Source organism: Mycobacterium sp. UM_11 (genome assembly GCF_001414075.1).
Taxonomy (GTDB): domain Bacteria; phylum Actinomycetota; class Actinomycetes; order Mycobacteriales; family Mycobacteriaceae; genus Mycobacterium.
The window spans coordinates 14,163-32,039 of record NZ_LATC01000059.1; the positions used below are offsets into that span (position 1 = coordinate 14,163).

Consider the following 17,877-nt stretch of genomic DNA (forward strand, 5'->3'; position numbering starts at 1 on the left):
TCATGGAAAAGCATGCCCTCCGGCTGCTTTCGGTGGCGTTCACCGTCGTCGTGTTCGCCACCGGGTGCTCGCTGGAATCATTCTCGCAATCCTCCGGCGTGGTCAACGTCGTGGTCGGATACCAGTCCAAGACCATCAACACCGTCACCGCCGGCACGCTGCTGCGCGCGCAGGGCTACCTGGAGCACCGGCTCGCCGACATCACCGCGCGCACCGGCACCAAATACGCGGTGCGATGGCAGGATTACGACACCGGTGCCCCGATCACCGCGCAGATGCTCGCGGAGAAGATCGACATCGGCTCCATGGGCGACTACCCGATGCTGATCAACGGCTCCAAGACGCAGGCCAACCCGCTGGCCCGCACCGAGCTGGTGTCGATCACCGGCTACAACCCCAAGGGCGCGCTGAACATGGTGGTGGTGGCGCCCGATTCGTCGGCGACCGGGCTGGCCGACCTGGCCGGCAGCAAGGTGTCGGCCAGCGTGGGCTCGGCGGGCCACGGCACGCTGGTGCGGGCGCTGGCCAAGGCGGGCGTCAACGGAGTCGAGGTGCTCAACCAACAACCACAGGTGGGCGCCTCCGCGCTGGAATCCGGTCAGGTGAACGGGCTTTCGCAGTTCGTCGCGTGGCCGGGGCTGCTGGTGTACCAGGGCAAGGCCAAGCTGCTCTACGACGGGGCCGAGCTGAACTTTCCGACGCTGCACGGTGTGGTGGTGCGGCGCTCGTACGCGTCCGCGCACCCGGAGGTGCTGGCGGCGTTCCTGCAGGCGCAACTGGACGCCACCGATTTCCTGAACGACAAGCCGCTTGAGGCCGCGCGCATCGTCGCGCAGGCCAGCGGGCTGCCGCAGGAGGTGGTGTACCTCTACAACGGGCCGGGCGGGACGTCGTTCGACACCACGCTCAAGCCGTCGCTCGTCGACGCGCTGAAAAGCGATGTGCCGTACCTGAAGTCGATCGGTGACTTCGCCGACCTCGACGTCACGAAGTTCGCCGTGGACGACCCGCTGCGCGCGGTGTTCGCCGCCCGCGGGCTGGACTACGCCGCGACCCGCGCGCGCACCACCAACCCGTCGGCCCTCGCCGGCGACCCCGCGTTGGCCGGCGAGCTGTGGTTGGACGGGGCCGACACGACCCAGACGGTCGCCAACCCCACCGCGCTGCTGCGGGCGATCGCCGACGCCACCGGCCGCGGCGGCAAGGTCCGCGCGGCCTACGTCCCCGACGCCGAGCTCGGCACCCGATGGTTCGCCGACAAGGCGATCTGGGTCAAAGACGGCCAGAACTATCTGCCATTCGGCACCCAGGCCGGGGCGCGGCGCTATCTGGCCGCACACCCGGGCGGCGTCGTCATGAATTATCAACAGGCATTGGGAGGTTCGGTATGACCGCCGAAGTGGTGGCCGACCAGGTCCTGGGCGTCGTCTCGACGCCCACGCTCACCCGGCCGCGGCAATTGCCCTCGCCGTGGCGGTCGCGGCTACTGCGGCTGGCGTCGGTCGCGGCCGCAATCGGGTTGTGGCAGTTGCTCACCGCCGGCAAGGTGCGGCTGCTGCTCCGATTCGACACGCTGCCCACCGTCACCCAGATCGTGCACGCGCTGCAGCGCCGGCTCGGCGCGTACGAGTACTGGCTCGACCTGGCGCAGTCGCTGATCCGCATCCTCACCGGCTTCGGCCTGGCCGCGGTGGTCGGGGTGGCGACCGGGGTACTGCTGGGCCGCTCCCGGCTGTTCGCCGACCTGTTCGGGCCGCTGGCCGAGCTGGCCCGACCGATTCCCGCGATCGCGATCGTGCCGGTGGCGATCCTGTTGTTCCCCACCGACGAGGCGGGCATCGTGTTCATCACCTTCCTCGCGGCCTACTTCCCGATCATGGTCAGCACCCGGCACGCGGTGCGCGCGCTGCCCACTCTGTGGGAGGACTCGGTGCGCACTCTGGGCGGGGGCCGCTGGGAGGTGCTGACCCAGGTGGTATTGCCGGGCATCCTTCCCGGCGTCTTCGGTGGGCTATCGGTCGGCATGGGGGTGGCCTGGATCTGTGTCATCTCCGCCGAGATGATCTCGGGCCGTCTCGGCGTCGGCTACCGCACCTGGCAGGACTACACGATGCTGGCCTATCCGCAGGTGTTCGTCGGCATCATCACGATCGGCGTCCTCGGTTTCGCCACGTCGGCGGCCGTGGAAGTGGTCGGCCGGCGGGTGACCCGGTGGTTGCCCCGCGCACAGGAGGGCTCGCGATGAAAGCAGTCGGTCTCGAACTGGACCGAGTTCGGTTGTCCTACACGGGGACCCCGGTGATCGACGGGCTCAGCCTGACGGTGCGCCCGGGGGAGATCCTGGTGCTCACCGGTCCGTCGGGCTGCGGCAAGTCGACGCTGCTGCGCGCCCTCGCCGGGCTGCTGCGGCCCGACGAGGGCCGGGTGCTCGCCGACGGGGCCGAGGTCACCGCCACCTCCCGGGATCGCGGCATGGTCTTCCAGGACAACGCCCTGCTGCCGTGGCGCACGGTGCGGTCCAACATCGAGCTGGCGCTGCGGTTGCGCGGCGAACCGCGCGCCACCCGGCGCGCGCAGGCGGAGCGCTGGATCGACGAGCTCGGGCTGGCCGGCTTCGGCCACTACCTGCCCAAGAGCCTGTCCGGCGGGATGCGTCAACGGGTCCAGCTGGCCCGCGGCCTGGCCGGGGCGCCGCGCGCGGTGATGATGGACGAGCCGTTCGGCGCGCTGGACACCCAGACCCGGGCCGCCATGCAGCGGCTGTTGATCGACACCTGGCGCACGCATCCGACGACGATCGTCTTCGTCACTCACGACGTCGACGAGGCCTTGGCGCTCGGCGACCGGATCGTCGTGCTGGGCCGCGCCGGCGAGCCGCTGCGCGCGTCGATCGACGTGCCCGATCCGCGCAGCGAACTCCCCAGGGACCGGCTGCGCGCCGAAATCATTGCGGCCCTGGACCATTCGGTGGCGGCATGATTGAGATTCCGGACCCGGCGGCACCCGTCCGCCTCGACTGCGACGTGCTGGTCATCGGCGGCGGCACGGCCGGCACCATGGCCGCGCTGTCGGCCGCCGAGCACGGCGCGCAGGTGCTGCTGCTCGAAAAGGCACACGTGCGGCACTCCGGCGCGTTGGCGATGGGAATGGACGGCGTGAACAACGCCGTCATCCCCGGCAAGGCCGAACCCGAGGACTACGTCGCCGAGATCACCCGCGCCAACGACGGAATCGTCAACCAGCGCACCATCTATCAGACCGCCAGCCGCGGTTTCGCGATGGTGCAGCGGCTGGAGCGCTACGGCGTGAAGTTCGAGAAGGACGAGCACGGCGAATACGCGGTGCGCCGGGTGCACCGCTCCGGCTCCTATGTGCTGCCCATGCCGGAGGGCAAGGATGTCAAGAAGGCGCTGTACCGGGTGCTGCGGCAGCGCTCGATGCGGGAGCGGATCCGCATCGAGAACCGGCTGATGCCGGTGCGGGTGCTGGTTCAGGATGGACGCGCGGTGGGCGCGGCCGCGCTGCACACGCGCACCGGCGAATTCGTCGCGGTCGGCGCCAAGGCGGTGATCCTGGCCACCGGCGCCTGCGGGCGGCTGGGGCTGCCGGCGTCGGGTTACCTGTATGGCACGTACGAGAACCCGACGAACGCCGGCGACGGATACGCGATGGCGTTTCACGCCGGCGCGGAGCTCTCGGGAATCGAGTGCTTCCAAGTGAATCCGTTGATCAAGGACTACAACGGCCCGGCGTGCGCCTATGTCGCCAACCCGTTCGGGGGTTACCAGGTCAACGCGCACGGCGAGCGGTTCGTGGACTCCGACTACTGGTCGGGTCAGATGATGTCCGAGGTGAAAAGCGAGATCGACTCCGCCCGCGGGCCGATCTACCTCAAGGTCTCCCACCTGCCTGACGAGACGCTGACCGCGCTGGAGAACATCCTGCACACCACCGAACGGCCGACCCGTGGCACCTTCCACGCCAACCGCGGTCACGACTACCGCACTCACGACATCGAAATGCACATCTCCGAAATCGGTTTGTGCAGCGGCCATTCGGCGTCGGGGGTGTGGGTCGACGAGCACGCTCGCACGACGGTGCCCGGCCTGTATGCCGCCGGCGACCTGGCCTGCGTCCCGCACAATTACATGATCGGGGCGTTCGTCTTCGGCGACCTCGCCGGCACCGACGCGGCGACCGCCTGCGCGGGTGTGGATGCGCCACAACAACTCCCGGACGACCAGCTGCGCGATGCGCACGAGCTGATCTACCGGCCCCTGCGGCATCCCGACGGGCCACCCCAACCTCAGGTCGAGTACAAGCTGCGCCGGTTCGTCAACGACTACGTGGCCCCGCCCAAGACGGCGGCGAAGCTGTCCATCGCCGTGCGCACCTTCGACCGGATGCGAGACGAGATCGCCGACATGGGTGCGCGCAATCCGCACGAGCTGATGCGCGCCGTCGAGGTGTCCTTCATCCGGGACTGCGCCGAGATGGCCGCCCGGTCCTCGCTCACCCGGACCGAATCCCGTTGGGGCCTCTACCACGATCGGGCCGACCTGCCGGGCCGCGACGACGGTCAGTGGGGCTATCACCTCAACCTGCGCAAGGACGCCGACGGCGGGATGGTGTTCCTGAAGCGGCCGGTCGCGCCGTACTTCGTGCCGGTCCCGGAACTGGACGGCCTGCCGCCCGTCGACCAGACCGTTCAGCGGGTGGAGCAGCCGCCGCTGGTCGGCGGCCAGGCCCCCACCACCACCCGGTCCCGGATCGGCTCGGGCGCAACGACGTTCGAGCCGCCGTCGCCGCGCATCGCCGAGGTGCTCGCCCTCGAGGAGCCGACGATCGCCGGGCTGCGGCCGTATCTGGTCGACCCCGATCCGGGGGTGCGCCGCACCGCGGTGGCCACGCTCACCGAGCACATCCCCGACGGTTACGCGCCCGCCCTGATCGCCGCGCTGGACGACACCGACGCCGCCGTGCGCCGCACCGGCGCCGACGGGATCCGCGAGCTCGTCGAGGTGTTGCCCGAGCCCGCCGACGTCCAGCCGCGGCTGGAGTCCGGCGACGTGGTGGTGCGCGCGGCCGCTCTCTACGTGCTGGCCGCGCGGCGGGTCGGCGACGCCGAGGATTACCGCCGCGCGCTGAGCGATCCCGACCACCGGGTGCGGATCGAGGCCGTGCGGGCGTTGGTGTCGGTCGACGACGTGGCCGGGGTGGTCGCCGCGACCGGGGACGAGAGCCGGGAGGTCCGGATCGCGGCCGCGGCCGGCCTGGCGACGCTGCGCGGCGGTGCCGAGGCGGTCGGCGCGCTGACCGCCGACCCGGACCCGCTGGTGCGCGCGGCGGCGCTGGCCGCCTTGGGTGAAATAGGCTGTGGCCCAGAGAATGTCGCCGCCGTGGAATCGGCCTTGCGGGCGCCGGCCTGGCAGGTGCGCCAGGGCGCGGCGCGGGCCCTGGCGGGCGCCACACCCGGCGTCGCGGTGCCGGCGCTGGCCGAGGCGCTCGCCGACGCGCATCTCGACGTGCGCAAGGCGGCCGTGCTGAGCCTGACGCGCTGGGCGGGCGAGCCCGCCGCGCGCGACGCGCTGGGTCTCGCGCTGAAGGACACCGATGCCGACGTCCGCGCCTACGCGCGCCGGGCGCTGGACCAGGGCGGGTCGCCGGCGGTCTAGGGTTTCCCGAGGATCACCGCAGGATCCTGGCGTAGAGCAGGCTGTCTTGCGGCTCGGGGCCCAGGTTGGGGTAGACGGCGTGGCGGGCCAGCCGGCCCTCCAGCACGAACCCGGCGCGCTCCAGCAGCCGCGCCGAGCGCTCGTTGTCGACGTTGCAGGTGGCCCACACCCGGTACACGGCCCGGTCGCCGTCCAGCGCGTCGAGCAGCATCTCGAGCACCTCGCGCATCAAGCCCTTGCCCCACCACCGCCGGCCCAGGCAGTACCCGATCTCGACCGAATGCGGCACCGGGCGGCGACAACTGGTGAGGCCGACCACCTCGCCGCTGTGGCGCAATTCGATCGCCCAGGTTCGCTCGTCGGGCGTGGCGTTGAGCTTCTCGGTGATCACCCGCCGCGTCGCCGCCACGTCGGGATGCGGCGCCCACATCAGATACTTGGTGACCTCGGGATCGCGGGCGACCCGCTGGTACAGCGCGCCGGCGTCGTCGAGCACGGGCCGGCGCAGCACCAGCCGGGGGCCGGTGATGCGATCGGGCGGGTAGTCGGCCACGGTGCTAGAGGCCGAGTGCGGAATAGGTGCGGCGGACGAATTTGGGTTGCGCCGATTGGAGTTTCGCCAACGAGGTGTTGCCGGCGATCGCCGCGGCCACGTCCGCGGACATGTCGGGCAGGTTCTGGACCAGATACAGCAGGACCAGGTCGGCCGTCGGGTCGGCCTGCCACCACGTCCCGTAGGCGCCCGGCCAGCTGAACGTCCCGAGCCCGCCGGGCCCGAACAGCGGCGCCGACCTCGCCGGGTCGGTCACCACCGACAGGTTCAGCCCGAAGCCGCGGCCCACCCAGTAGGGCGCCCCCAGGAAGTCGTGGCGCTTCTGCTCGTCGGTGAGCCGGTCGGTGCGCATCAGGCGGGCGGACTCGGGCGAGAGCACCCGCACGCCGTCGATCGTTCCGTCGCCGAGCAGCATGCGCACGAACCGCAGGTAGTCGTCGGCCGTCGACCACAACCCGCCGCCCGCGTTGGGGAAGGAGGGCGGCTTGATGTGGGGCGGGCCCATCACGTCGTGGTGCAGTTGCCCCCGTTCGTCGAGCCGGTACATGGTCGCGGCGCGGCGGCGGGTCTCGGGGGAGGCGAAGAACCCGGTGTCGGGCATGCCCACCGGGCCCAACACCCGTTCGTCGAGAACCTCGTGGAACGGCTTGTCCTCGATCCGCGACGCGATGACGCCCAGCAGGTCGATGGAGTGGCTGTAGGTGAGGCGGTCGCCGGGCTGGTGCACGAGCGGCAGCTTGGCCAGCTCGGCCAGCCACGCGTCGGGGCCCTGGTTGAAGGGCAGCCGCACGTAGGCCTTGGCGATCGGCCCGGACACCGAGAACCCGTAGGCCATGCCGCTGGTGTGGGTGAGCAGGTCCTCGATCAGGATGGCGCGCCGCGCCGGATGGGTCCGGTCCAGCGGGCCGCGCGGGTCGTCGAGCACCCGCAGTTCGGCCAGCTCCGGCGCCCAGCGCACGACGGGGTCTTTCAGCGTGAGCTTGCCCTCATCCACCAGGCTCATCACGGCCGCGACGGTGACCGGCTTGGTCATCGACGCGATCCGGAACAGTGTGTCCCGCCGCATCGGCAGGCCCGCGTCCACATCGCGATAGCCGATCTCGTTGACCTGCAACACTTCTCCGCGCTGCCACACCACCGTCAGCGCACCGGCGAGCAGGCCCGCGTCGCAGACTTCGCGGATGGAGGCCGCGTTGGCGTCGAGATTCACCCGAATCAGGTTAGCGTCGGGCCCGGGGGAGCTCCGGCCAAGGCTTCGTCCACGGTCGGGTAGAGGTCGATGAACTCGTCGAGGCCCACGATCCGCAGCGGCCGGCTGGTGGCCGAGCCGTCGGCCGCCACCCGCAATGACGTCGGGCTGTTCTCGGTCAGGCGATGCACCTCGACCAGCACGGTGATGCCCGCGGACGATAGGAAATCGACTTCGGTGAGGTCGATGACCAGCACCGCGGGCGTGCCGGCCAGCGCGACGTCGATGTGGGTGGCGAGCGAGGGCGCGGTGATGATGTCGACCACGCCGCTGACCTGCAACACCACCGCGTCCCCGGCGTCGCGGCGGTTAACCCAGAACTCCTCGCTCACCACCCGAACCTACTGGCTTCTCCGCGGTGGCCGACACCCGGTCCGAAACATCACGCCCGGGGTCCGACCCGCTAACCGCGCTCGACCCACGAGCCGTGTGGTTCCAGGCCGTCGTCACCCCAATCGTCCCAGCCGGGGGACTGCCGGTCGTGAGGCCTAACGATGCGCCGTCGCAACTCCAGCAGCAGCTCCTCGGTCGAGGCGCGGGCGAGAGCGTCCGACGGCGACGTCTGGTACCGGGGTCCGGGCTCCCGGGGCAGCTTGACCACCAGTTCTCTTGGCTCTCCGCCGGCGAGGATGGTGTCGACGCTGCCCGGCGCCCAGCCCAGCTTGTTTTCCAGCATGGCGTAGGTGCCCGGGCTGGCTCTGCGCACGCCGTTTTCGATGTCGGACAGGGTGCGCACCGTGAACTGCAGGCTGTCGGCGAAGTCGGTGCGGTTGCGGTAGCCGAGCGCGACGCGGCGGCTCACGATGTGGTGGCCGAGCCGGTTCAGAGCGTGCCGGTCCATGGGGCGATCATGGCGCATCGCCATCGGCAATGTCGACTAACGGCGCGAAAATTTTTCTACTCGTTGCACGGATAGCGGAAACTATTTCCTCGGTACCCCGGCCAAATCGGACCTGACCTGGGTAATCGTGTCCCAGAACAACTCCTCGACCTTCTCGCGTGACACGCCGACCACCTCGACTCGCGGCACGCCGGCCAGCTCGCGGCGCACCAGCTTCGCATCGGGCAAGGCGTCGCCGGTCCACCACTCCTGGCGGATGTCGAAGTCGTCGAAGCGTTCGCCCTCCCGGGTATGGCGGAGCTGACCGCGGCGCTTGCTGATCGGGACACGCGCCCACCACTCGGCCCGCCAGTACGGGCCGTCGTAGGCGCCGGGCGGGGCGCCCGTTTCCCATTCCTCGACTTGGAGCTGCTGATTCGGGGCCATGCCGTTGTAGTCGCGGGCGAACCCGTACGCCTCGTCGCGGTCGAGGTAAACCCGCTCGATGTGATAGGTGTCGCCGCTCCCCGCAGAGACCACGTACACCGTCGTCATGGCCGCCTCCCGCACCGCCGAATGGATGGGCCCAGTCTCCCATCAACCATGGGGACACGTTCCGCGAACTCCTCGATTGCCGCGCAAACCGCACGCCGCGGGCCGAGCGGGGCCCGAGGAGGCTGTGAGCCAGATCATAACGGAAATTAATTCCGTATTATTGACATATTATCTGTTTAATTCCTAGAGTTGCCCTCACGTCGACCGCGTCCTGGATGGGTTCCCCGGGGGGAACCAGGCGCGGCTCGGCGTCATCTTCAGCGATCACCACGCAATCCCAGGGAAACCGCCATGACGCAGATCCGCGGCCGCGCCGCCGTCCGAGGGAGGCGGGATCAGGAGCTCCCCATCATGAAAGACCGCAAGACCCCGGAGTCGGCCGATTTGGACGCCCTGTCGCACCTGCGCGCACACCGTGTCCTGGTGGCGCGGCGGATCAACGAGATCGCGCTCCAGATCGCCGAGTTGCGGACCGAGGTGGAAGCGCTCGACAAGGAAATTAGGTCGAAGGTTCAGCAGCTCGAGGAAGTCGATCGGGGCATCTCCGTGCTCATGAGCGTCCACAACCTGCGTGCGCGGCACGCCGCCAGGTTCGCCGATGCGATCCGCCACCAGGCGGCGGCGGCCACGGCGACCGATCAGGACGGCCCGCCGGCAGCCGAGAGGGCCGATAGCTGAGCGCGGGTCACCGGCCGGCGAGTCGTCGGGCATCGGGGCCAAAATTTCGCGACGGTTTCGGTTGGGCAAAGGTCCTGCAGCGTGCCCCCGGCGCGAGGGCCCGGGCCGCCGGTACGCCCCTAATGTGGCTGCCATGGCCGCACTGATGAATCGCGTGCAGCGCTGGCGCGCGGCGCTACCCGTCACCGTGTCGGCGTTGCTGGTCGCCACGGGGCTCGCCGTCGCCCCCGCGGCCCAGGCGGCCGCGGCCTCGGCGACGTTGTCGGTCGAGCACGCGTGGCAGACCGGTTTCATCGCCAACTTCGCGGTCACCAACGCGAGCATGGTGCCGCTCACCGATTGGCGCATCGACTTCGACATGCCGGCGGGGCAATCCGTCCTGCACACGTGGAACAGCACCATCACCCAATCGGGCACGCACTACGTGCTCACCCCCGCCAACTGGAATCGCAGCATTCCCCCCGGTGGTTCGGCCACCGGTGGCCTACGGGGCGTGGTGATCGGTTCCTTCACGCCGCCGTCGAATTGCGTGCTCAACGGCCAGATCCCCTGCACCTAGCCCTGGGCGCCCTCGCGGCGGGACGCACGGCGCCACCGGCGCGCGCGTGCCTCGCATCCGACCCCGCGTGAGATAAGTGCTACGCTGCCGGGCAGTCGACATCCTTTAACGATCCGTCCGGCGAGGCGGAGAAGGAGGTCAAGTCTCGCATGGGTGCTGTGGGTGAGAGCGGCGTGGACCGCGGAGCCCGGGAACTGATGTCGGCGGCCGACGTCGGTCGCACCATTTCCCGCATCGCACATCAGATCATCGAAAAGACCGCGCTGGACTCACCGGACGCGCCGCGGGTGGTCCTGTTGGGCATCCCGACGCGCGGCGTCACCCTGGCCGGGCGGCTGGCCACCAACATCGCCGAGTACAGCGGGGTGGAAGTCGGCCACGGCGCCCTCGACATCACCCTCTACCGCGACGACCTCATGCAGAAGCCGCCGCGGCCGCTGGAAGCCACCTCGATTCCGGTCGGCGGCATCGACGACGCGCTGGTGATCCTCATCGACGACGTGCTGTACTCCGGGCGATCGGTGCGCTCCGCGCTGGACGCGCTGCGCGACGTCGGCCGCCCGCGGGTGGTGCAGCTGGCGGTGCTGGTCGATCGGGGCCACCGCGAACTGCCGCTGCGCGCCGACTACGTCGGCAAGAACGTCCCCACCTCCCGCAGCGAGAGCGTGCACGTGCTGCTGAGCGAGCAGGACGGCCGCGACGCGGTGGTGATCTCCCGATGACGCGGCACCTGCTCGCCGCCGGCGACCTGACCCGCGACGACGCGACCGCCATCCTCGACGACGCCGACCGGTTCGCCCAGGCCCTGGTCGGCCGCGAGATCAAGAAGCTGCCGACCCTGCGCGGCCGCACCGTCATCACGATGTTCTACGAGAACTCCACCCGCACCCGGGTGTCATTCGAGGTCGCGGGCAAGTGGATGAGCGCCGACGTGATCAACGTCAGCGCGGCCGGATCGTCGGTCGGCAAGGGCGAGTCGCTGCGCGACACCGCGTTGACGCTGCGCGCGGCCGGCGCCGACGCGCTGATCATCCGGCACCCGGCCTCGGGCGCCGCGCACCTGCTGGCCGAATGGACCGGCAGCGCCAACGACGGTCCCTCGGTGATCAACGCCGGCGACGGCACGCACGAACATCCGACGCAGGCGCTGCTCGACGCGCTCACCATCCGTCAGCGCCTCGGCGGCATCGAGGGCCGGCGCATCGTGATCGTCGGCGACATCCTGCACAGCCGGGTGGCCCGCTCCAACGTCATGCTGTTGCACACGCTGGGCGCCGAGGTGGTGCTGGTGGCGCCGCCCACGCTGTTGCCGGTCGGCGTCGAGGGCTGGCCGGTCACCGTCTCGAACGACTTCGACGCCGAGCTGCCCGCCGCCGACGCGGTGCTGATGCTGCGCGTGCAGGCCGAGCGGATGAACGGCGGCTTCTTCCCGTCGGTGCGCGAATACTCGTCCCGCTACGGGCTTTCCGATCGCCGTCAGGCCATGCTGCCCGGCCATGCCGTGGTGTTGCACCCGGGTCCGATGCTGCGCGGCATGGAGATCGCCTCCTCGGTCGCCGACTCGTCGCAATCGGCGGTGCTGCAACAGGTTTCGAACGGCGTGCACGTGCGGATGGCGGTGCTGTTCCATGTGCTGGTGGGGGCAGAGGAGATCGCAGCGTGAGCGTGCTCATCCGCGGGGTCCGGTTGTACGGCGAGGGGGATCGCGTCGACGTCCTGGTCGATGACGGCCAGATCGCCGGCATCGGCGCCGGGCTCGACGGGGCCGGAGGGCTCGAAAAAGACCTGGACGTCATCGACGCCACCGGCCAGGTGCTGCTGCCCGGGTTCGTCGACCTGCACACCCACCTGCGCGAGCCGGGCCGCGAATACGCCGAGGACATCGAAACCGGCTCGGCCGCAGCGGCTTTGGGCGGGTACACCGCGGTGTTCGCGATGGCCAACACCAATCCGGTCGCCGACAGCCCGGTGGTGACCGACCACGTCTGGCACCGCGGCCAGCAGGTGGGGCTGGTCGACGTGCACCCCGTCGGCGCCGTCACCGTCGGGCTGGGCGGGGTCGAGCTGACCGAGATGGGCATGATGGCGGCCGGTGCCGCACAGGTGCGGATGTTCTCCGACGACGGCGTCTGCGTGCACGACCCGCTGGTGATGCGCCGCGCCCTCGAGTACGCCACCGGCCTGGGCGTGTTGATCGCCCAGCACGCCGAGGAGCCCCGGCTGACCGTCGGCGCCGTCGCCCACGAGGGGCCCAACGCCGCCCGGCTGGGACTGTCGGGCTGGCCGCGGGCCGCCGAGGAATCGATCGTCGCCCGCGACGCGCTGCTGGCCCGCGACGCCGGCGCCCGCATCCACATCTGCCACGCATCCACCGCCGGCACCGTCGAGCTCCTGAAATGGGCCAAGGGACAAGGCATCTCGATCACCGCCGAGGTCACCCCGCACCACCTGCTGCTCGACGACGGCCGGCTGGCCAGCTACGACGGGGTGAATCGGGTCAACCCGCCGCTGCGCGAGGCCGCCGACGCCGAGGCGCTGCGGCAGGCGCTGGCCGACGGCGTCATCGACTGCGTGGCCACCGATCACGCCCCGCACGCAGAGCACGAGAAGTGCGTTGAGTTCGCCGCGGCGCGTCCCGGCATGCTGGGCCTGCAGACCGCCCTGTCCGTCGTGGTCCAGACGATGGTGACGCCGGGCCTGTTGAGCTGGCGCGACGTCGCCCGGGTGATGAGCGAGAACCCGGCGCGGATCGTCGGCCTGCCCGATCACGGCCGCCCGCTGGAGGTGGGGGAGCCGGCCAACCTGACGGTGGTGGACCCAGAGGCCACCTGGACCGTCGCCGGCTCCGATCTGGCCAGCCGGTCGGCGAACACGCCGTTCGAGTCGATGACCCTGCCGGCCACGGTGACAGCGACGATGCTGCGCGGCAAGCTCACCGCTCGAGACGGGAAGTGCCCGGCATGAATTCAGGCACGCTGGTGGGATCGCTGATCTTCGCGGCCGTGCTGGTGGTGGTGATCGCGGTGGTGATCCAGCTGATGATGCGCAGCTGGCGGCGGCGCTCGGAGCGGCAGGATGAACTGATCGGCGACCTGCCCGACATTCCCGACCAGGTGGGCGCGGCCCTGATCACCACCCGCGGACACTACTGCGGTTCCATGCTGGCGCCGGGCTGGCACGAGCGGATCGCGGCCGGCGATCTCGGTTTCCGCAGCAAGGGGGTGCTGACCCGCTATGCCGGCGGAATAATGGTGGAACGCTTACGCGCCCAACCGATTTGGATTCCGAAAGAATCGATTACCGGCATCCGGATGGAGCGCAGCATGGGCGGCAGGGCGGTGGCCCGGATCGGGATATTGGCGATTCGGTGGCGGCTGCCGTCGGGCGCCGAGATCGATACCGGCTTTCGGGCCAACCACCGCGACGAATATGACGCCTGGCTGGAATCCCAGCAGGAGGGAGCCGCGTGACTAAAGCAGTACTGGTACTCGAGGACGGCCGCGTCTTCACCGGCACGCCGTTCGGCAAGGTCGGCCAAACGCTCGGCGAGGCCGTGTTTTCCACCGGCATGTCCGGCTACCAGGAGACGTTGACCGACCCCAGCTACCACCGCCAGATCGTGGTGGCCACCGCGCCGCAGATCGGCAACACCGGCTGGAACACCGAGGACGCCGAGAGCCGGGGCGACAAGATCTGGGTCGCCGGCTACGCGGTGCGCGACCCGTCGCCGCGCGCCTCCAACTGGCGCGCCACCGGCACCCTGGAGGGCGAGCTGGTGCGCCAGCACATCGTCGGGATCGCCGGTATCGACACCCGGGCGGTCGTGCGCCACCTGCGCACCCGCGGCTCGATGAAGGCCGGGGTGTTCTCCGGCGACGCGCTCGCCGACCCGGCCGAGCTGGTAGAGCGGGTGCGGGGCCAGCAGTCGATGCTGGGCGCCGATCTCGCCGGCGAGGTCAGCACGCCGGAGCACTACATCGTGGAACCCGAAGGGCCGCAACGGTTCACGGTGGTCGCGCTGGACCTGGGGATCAAGACCAACACCCCGCGCAACTTCGCCCGCCGCGGCGTCCGCAGCCACGTGTTGCCGTCGTCGACCACGTTCGACCAGATCGCCGACATCGCCCCCGACGGGGTGTTCCTGTCCAACGGCCCCGGCGATCCGGCCACCGCCGATGACGTCGTCGCGCTCACCCGCGAGGTGCTGGGGGCCGGGATCCCGTTGTTCGGCATCTGTTTCGGCAACCAGATCCTGGGCCGGGCGCTGGGGCTGTCCACCTACAAGATGGTCTTCGGGCACCGCGGCATCAACATCCCGGTGATGGACCACGCCACCGGGCGGGTGGCGGTCACCGCCCAGAACCACGGCTTCGCCCTGGAGGGCGAGGCGGGCCAGTCCTTCGACACGCCGTTCGGCGCGGCCGTCGTCAGCCACACGTGCGCCAACGACGGGGTGGTCGAGGGCGTGAAACTCGCTGACGGCCGGGCGTTCTCGGTGCAGTATCACCCGGAGGCCGCCGCCGGTCCGCATGACGCGGAATACCTGTTCGACCAATTCATCGACCTGATGGCTTCCCGAGAAAGCGGAAGGGGCCGCTAGTGCCACGTCGCACCGACCTCAACCACGTGCTGGTGATCGGCTCGGGGCCGATCGTGATCGGCCAGGCCGCCGAGTTCGACTACTCGGGCACCCAGGCCTGCCGGGTGCTGCGGGCGGAGGGGCTGCAGGTCAGCCTGATCAATTCCAACCCGGCCACCATCATGACCGACCCCGAGTACGCCGACCACACCTACGTCGAGCCCATCACCCCGGCGTTCGTCGAGCGGGTGATCGCCCAGCAGGCCGAGCGCGGCAACAAGATCGACGCGCTGCTGGCCACGCTGGGCGGGCAGACGGCGCTCAACACCGCGGTCGCGCTGTTCGAGAACGGGGCGCTGGAGCGCCACGGTGTCGAGCTGATCGGGGCGGACATCGACGCCATCCAGCGCGGCGAGGACCGGCAGATGTTCAAGGACATCGTGGCCAAGGTGGGCGGTGAATCCGCCCGCAGCCGCGTGTGTTTCACCATGGAAGAGGTACGCGAGACGGTCGAGGAGCTCGGGCTGCCGGTGGTGGTGCGGCCCAGCTTCACCATGGGCGGGCTGGGGTCGGGCATGGCGCGATCCGTCGAGGAGGTCGACCGGATGGCCGGCGCCGGCCTGGCCGAAAGCCCCAGCGCCAACGTGCTGATCGAGGAATCGATCTACGGCTGGAAGGAATTCGAGCTCGAGCTGATGCGCGACGGCAACGACAACGTGGTCGTGGTGTGCTCGATCGAGAACTTCGACCCGATGGGCGTGCACACCGGTGACTCGGTCACCGTCGCGCCCGCCATGACCCTCACCGACCGCGAATACCAGCGGATGCGCGACCTGGGCATCGCGATCCTGCGCGAGGTCGGGGTGGACACCGGCGGCTGCAACATCCAGTTCGCGATCAACCCTGCCGACGGCCGGCTGATCGTCATCGAGATGAACCCGCGGGTGTCCCGGTCCAGCGCGCTGGCCTCGAAGGCGACCGGCTTCCCGATCGCCAAGATCGCCGCGAAGCTGGCCATCGGGTACAGCCTCGACGAGATCGTCAACGACATCACCAAGGAAACGCCGGCCTGCTTCGAGCCCACCCTCGACTATGTCGTCGTCAAGGCGCCGCGGTTCGCGTTCGAGAAGTTTCCCGGGGCCGACCCCAGCCTGACCACCACGATGAAGTCCGTCGGCGAGGCGATGTCGTTGGGCCGCAACTTCATCGAGGCGCTCGGCAAGGTGATGCGATCGCTGGAAACCACGCGCGCGGGGTTTTGGACCAAGCCCGACCCGGACGGGGACGTCGGCGAGGTGCTCGACCGGCTGCGCACCCCGACCGAGGGTCGGCTCTACGACATCGAGCTGGCGCTGCGGCTGGGCGCGTCGATCGAGCAGGTCGCGGAGGCCAGCGGCGTCGACCCGTGGTTCCTGGCCCAGATCGGCGAGCTGGGCAAGCTGCGCGCCGAGCTGGTGGACTCCCCGGTGCTCGACATCGACCTGCTGCGGCGGGCCAAACACAGCGGGCTGTCGGACCGCCAGATCGCCGCGCTGCGGCCGGAATTGGCGGGGGAGAACGGCGTCCGCTCGCTGCGCGAGCGCCTCGGCGTCCACCCGGTGTACAAGACCGTGGACACCTGCGCGGCCGAGTTCGAGGCCAAGACGCCCTACCACTACAGCAGCTACGAACTCGACCCCGCCGCCGAGACGGAGGTGGCGCCGCAAGCCGAGCGGCCCAAGGTACTGATCCTCGGGTCGGGACCCAACCGGATCGGCCAGGGCATCGAATTCGACTACAGCTGCGTGCACGCCGCAACCACGTTGAGCCAGGCCGGTTTTGAAACCGTCATGGTCAACTGCAACCCGGAGACGGTGTCCACCGACTACGACACCGCCGACCGGCTGTACTTCGAGCCGCTGACCTTCGAGGACGTCCTCGAGGTCTTCCACGCCGAACAGCAGTCGGCCGGCGCGGGACCGGGGGTGGTCGGGGTCATCGTGCAACTGGGCGGGCAGACGCCCCTCGGGCTGGCGCAGCGCCTGGCCGACGCCGGGGTCCCGATCGTGGGCACCCCGCCGGAGGCGATCGACCTGGCCGAAGACCGCGGGGCCTTCGGCGACGTGCTGACCGGCGCCGGATTGCCGGCGCCGAAGTACGGCATGGCAACGACTTTCGCGCAGGCCCGCCGGATCGCCGAGGACATCGGCTACCCGGTGCTGGTGCGGCCGTCGTACGTGCTGGGTGGTCGCGGCATGGAGATCGTCTACGACGAGGAGACACTGGAGGGCTACATCACCCGGGCCACCGAACTGTCGCCCGAGCACCCGGTGCTGGTCGACCGCTTCCTGGAGGACGCGGTGGAGATCGACGTCGACGCGTTGTGCGACGGCAGCGAGGTCTACATCGGCGGCATCATGGAGCACATCGAGGAAGCGGGCATCCATTCCGGCGACTCGGCGTGCGCGCTGCCGCCGGTCACGTTGGGCCGCAGCGACATCGAGAAGGTGCGCCACGCCACCGAGGCCATCGCCCACGGCATCGGCGTGATCGGGCTGCTCAACGTGCAGTACGCCCTCAAGGACGACGTGCTCTATGTCTTGGAGGCCAACCCGCGTGCCAGCCGCACGGTTCCCTTCGTGTCCAAGGCCACCGCGATCCCGCTGGCCAAGGCGTGCGCCCGGATCATGTTGGGCGCCAACATTCCCCAGCTGCGCGCCGAGGGCATGCTGGCGGCCGCCGGGGACGGCGCCCACGCGGCCCAGAACGCCCCGATCGCGGTCAAGGAGGCCGTGCTGCCGTTCCACCGCTTCCGGCGCACCGACGGGGCCGCCATCGATTCGCTGCTGGGTCCGGAGATGAAATCGACCGGCGAGGTGATGGGCATCGACCGCGACTTCGGCAGCGCCTTCGCCAAGAGCCAGACCGCCGCCTACGGGTCGCTGCCCGCCGAGGGCACCATCTTCGTCTCGGTCGCCAACCGGGACAAGCGGTCGCTGGTGTTCCCGGTCAAGCGCCTGGCCGACCTGGGCTTCCGGGTGCTGGCCACCGAGGGCACGGCGGAGATGTTGCGGCGCAACGGGATTCCCTGCGATGAGGTCCGCAAGCACTTCGAGCCGCCGGGCGACGGGCGACCCGCGATGTCCGCCGTGGACGCGATCAAGGCCGGCGAAATCGACATGGTGATCAACACGCCCTACGGCAACTCCGGCTGTCTCTTATACACATCT

At 70.0% G+C, this 17,877-nt stretch carries 17 protein-coding genes; 12 read left to right on the forward strand and 5 right to left on the reverse strand.

Annotated elements, in window-relative coordinates; all coding sequences use genetic code 11:
• Window positions 1-2 precede the first annotated feature (2 nt).
• The 4 genes from WU80_RS15720 to WU80_RS15735 are packed head-to-tail and all read left to right on the forward strand — an operon-like array spanning window position 3 to window position 5,675.
• The gene (locus tag WU80_RS15720) at window positions 3-1,391 is read left to right on the forward strand and encodes an ABC transporter substrate-binding protein (RefSeq protein WP_055403688.1); all 1,389 of its coding nucleotides are present in this window, start codon (window positions 3-5) and stop codon (window positions 1,389-1,391) included.
• On the forward strand, window positions 1,388-2,245 hold the full coding sequence (locus WU80_RS15725; protein ID WP_055403689.1) for an ABC transporter permease: 858 nt from the start codon (window positions 1,388-1,390) through the stop codon (window positions 2,243-2,245). Before WU80_RS15720 ends, WU80_RS15725 begins: the two co-directional genes overlap by 4 nt.
• Window positions 2,242-2,979: an ABC transporter ATP-binding protein gene (locus WU80_RS15730; protein ID WP_055403690.1), complete on the forward strand. Its 738-nt coding sequence runs from the start codon at window positions 2,242-2,244 to the stop codon at window positions 2,977-2,979. The genes WU80_RS15725 and WU80_RS15730 overlap by 4 nt, the downstream gene beginning before the upstream one ends.
• The gene (locus tag WU80_RS15735; RefSeq protein WP_055403691.1) at window positions 2,976-5,675 is read left to right on the forward strand and encodes a fumarate reductase/succinate dehydrogenase flavoprotein subunit; all 2,700 of its coding nucleotides are present in this window, start codon (window positions 2,976-2,978) and stop codon (window positions 5,673-5,675) included. Before WU80_RS15730 ends, WU80_RS15735 begins: the two co-directional genes overlap by 4 nt.
• A 13-nt stretch (window positions 5,676-5,688) precedes the next feature.
• Here WU80_RS15735 and WU80_RS15740 read toward each other — a convergent pair whose 3' ends face one another.
• From WU80_RS15740 to WU80_RS15760, 5 genes are all read right to left on the reverse strand, one after another.
• A complete protein-coding gene (locus tag WU80_RS15740; RefSeq protein ID WP_055403692.1) occupies window positions 5,689-6,228 on the reverse strand; it encodes a GNAT family N-acetyltransferase in 540 nt (179 codons plus the stop codon).
• Between the two features lie 4 nt (window positions 6,229-6,232).
• The gene (locus tag WU80_RS15745) at window positions 6,233-7,438 is read right to left on the reverse strand and encodes a serine hydrolase (protein WP_055403693.1); all 1,206 of its coding nucleotides are present in this window, start codon (window positions 7,436-7,438) and stop codon (window positions 6,233-6,235) included.
• 5 nt (window positions 7,439-7,443) lie between these two features.
• Entirely contained in the window at window positions 7,444-7,809 is a 366-nt protein-coding gene (locus tag WU80_RS15750) for an STAS domain-containing protein (protein WP_055403703.1), read from the reverse strand.
• A gap of 71 nt (window positions 7,810-7,880) precedes the next feature.
• The gene (locus WU80_RS15755) at window positions 7,881-8,318 is read right to left on the reverse strand and encodes a helix-turn-helix domain-containing protein (RefSeq protein ID WP_055403694.1); all 438 of its coding nucleotides are present in this window, start codon (window positions 8,316-8,318) and stop codon (window positions 7,881-7,883) included.
• Window positions 8,319-8,399: 81 nt separating this feature from the next.
• Entirely contained in the window at window positions 8,400-8,852 is a 453-nt protein-coding gene (locus tag WU80_RS15760) for a hypothetical protein (protein WP_068222696.1), read from the reverse strand.
• A gap of 291 nt (window positions 8,853-9,143) precedes the next feature.
• Between WU80_RS15760 and WU80_RS15765 the strand changes: the two genes are divergently transcribed.
• From WU80_RS15765 to carB, 8 genes are all read left to right on the forward strand, one after another.
• Window positions 9,144-9,530, forward strand: a complete 387-nt coding sequence (locus tag WU80_RS15765) for a hypothetical protein (protein WP_055403696.1) — start codon at window positions 9,144-9,146, stop codon at window positions 9,528-9,530.
• 133 nt (window positions 9,531-9,663) lie between these two features.
• Window positions 9,664-10,089, forward strand: a complete 426-nt coding sequence (locus WU80_RS15770; RefSeq protein ID WP_055403697.1) for a cellulose-binding domain-containing protein — start codon at window positions 9,664-9,666, stop codon at window positions 10,087-10,089.
• Window positions 10,090-10,238: 149 nt separating this feature from the next.
• Window positions 10,239-10,811, forward strand: a complete 573-nt coding sequence (gene pyrR / locus WU80_RS15775; RefSeq protein ID WP_055403698.1) for a bifunctional pyr operon transcriptional regulator/uracil phosphoribosyltransferase PyrR — start codon at window positions 10,239-10,241, stop codon at window positions 10,809-10,811.
• Window positions 10,808-11,752, forward strand: coding sequence for an aspartate carbamoyltransferase catalytic subunit (locus tag WU80_RS15780; RefSeq protein WP_055403699.1), 945 nt, complete (start codon window positions 10,808-10,810; stop codon window positions 11,750-11,752). The genes pyrR and WU80_RS15780 overlap by 4 nt, the downstream gene beginning before the upstream one ends.
• On the forward strand, window positions 11,749-13,053 hold the full coding sequence (locus WU80_RS15785) for a dihydroorotase (protein WP_055403700.1): 1,305 nt from the start codon (window positions 11,749-11,751) through the stop codon (window positions 13,051-13,053). Before WU80_RS15780 ends, WU80_RS15785 begins: the two co-directional genes overlap by 4 nt.
• Window positions 13,050-13,559 (forward strand): hypothetical protein, encoded by a 510-nt coding sequence (locus tag WU80_RS15790; protein WP_055403704.1) that lies wholly within the window; start codon window positions 13,050-13,052, stop codon window positions 13,557-13,559. The genes WU80_RS15785 and WU80_RS15790 overlap by 4 nt, the downstream gene beginning before the upstream one ends.
• On the forward strand, window positions 13,556-14,689 hold the full coding sequence (gene carA, locus WU80_RS15795; protein ID WP_055403701.1) for a glutamine-hydrolyzing carbamoyl-phosphate synthase small subunit: 1,134 nt from the start codon (window positions 13,556-13,558) through the stop codon (window positions 14,687-14,689). Before WU80_RS15790 ends, carA begins: the two co-directional genes overlap by 4 nt.
• A partial coding sequence (gene carB / locus WU80_RS15800) for a carbamoyl-phosphate synthase large subunit (RefSeq protein ID WP_055405785.1) occupies window positions 14,689-17,877 on the forward strand: 3,189 nt, incomplete at its 3' end. The genes carA and carB, both read left to right, overlap by 1 nt.

Coding starts and splice junctions, on each gene's coding strand:
- WU80_RS15720 (WP_055403688.1), top strand. CDS start 3: ATGGAAAAGCATGCCCTCCGGCTGCTTTCGGTGGCGTTCACCGTCGTC.
- WU80_RS15725 (WP_055403689.1), top strand. CDS start 1,388: ATGACCGCCGAAGTGGTGGCCGACCAGGTCCTGGGCGTCGTCTCGACG.
- WU80_RS15730 (WP_055403690.1), top strand. CDS start 2,242: ATGAAAGCAGTCGGTCTCGAACTGGACCGAGTTCGGTTGTCCTACACG.
- WU80_RS15735 (WP_055403691.1), top strand. CDS start 2,976: ATGATTGAGATTCCGGACCCGGCGGCACCCGTCCGCCTCGACTGCGAC.
- WU80_RS15755 (WP_055403694.1), bottom strand. CDS start 8,318: ATGGACCGGCACGCTCTGAACCGGCTCGGCCACCACATCGTGAGCCGC.
- WU80_RS15760 (WP_068222696.1), bottom strand. CDS start 8,852: ATGACGACGGTGTACGTGGTCTCTGCGGGGAGCGGCGACACCTATCAC.
- WU80_RS15765 (WP_055403696.1), top strand. CDS start 9,144: ATGACGCAGATCCGCGGCCGCGCCGCCGTCCGAGGGAGGCGGGATCAG.
- WU80_RS15770 (WP_055403697.1), top strand. CDS start 9,664: ATGGCCGCACTGATGAATCGCGTGCAGCGCTGGCGCGCGGCGCTACCC.
- pyrR (WP_055403698.1), top strand. CDS start 10,239: ATGGGTGCTGTGGGTGAGAGCGGCGTGGACCGCGGAGCCCGGGAACTG.
- WU80_RS15780 (WP_055403699.1), top strand. CDS start 10,808: ATGACGCGGCACCTGCTCGCCGCCGGCGACCTGACCCGCGACGACGCG.
- WU80_RS15790 (WP_055403704.1), top strand. CDS start 13,050: ATGAATTCAGGCACGCTGGTGGGATCGCTGATCTTCGCGGCCGTGCTG.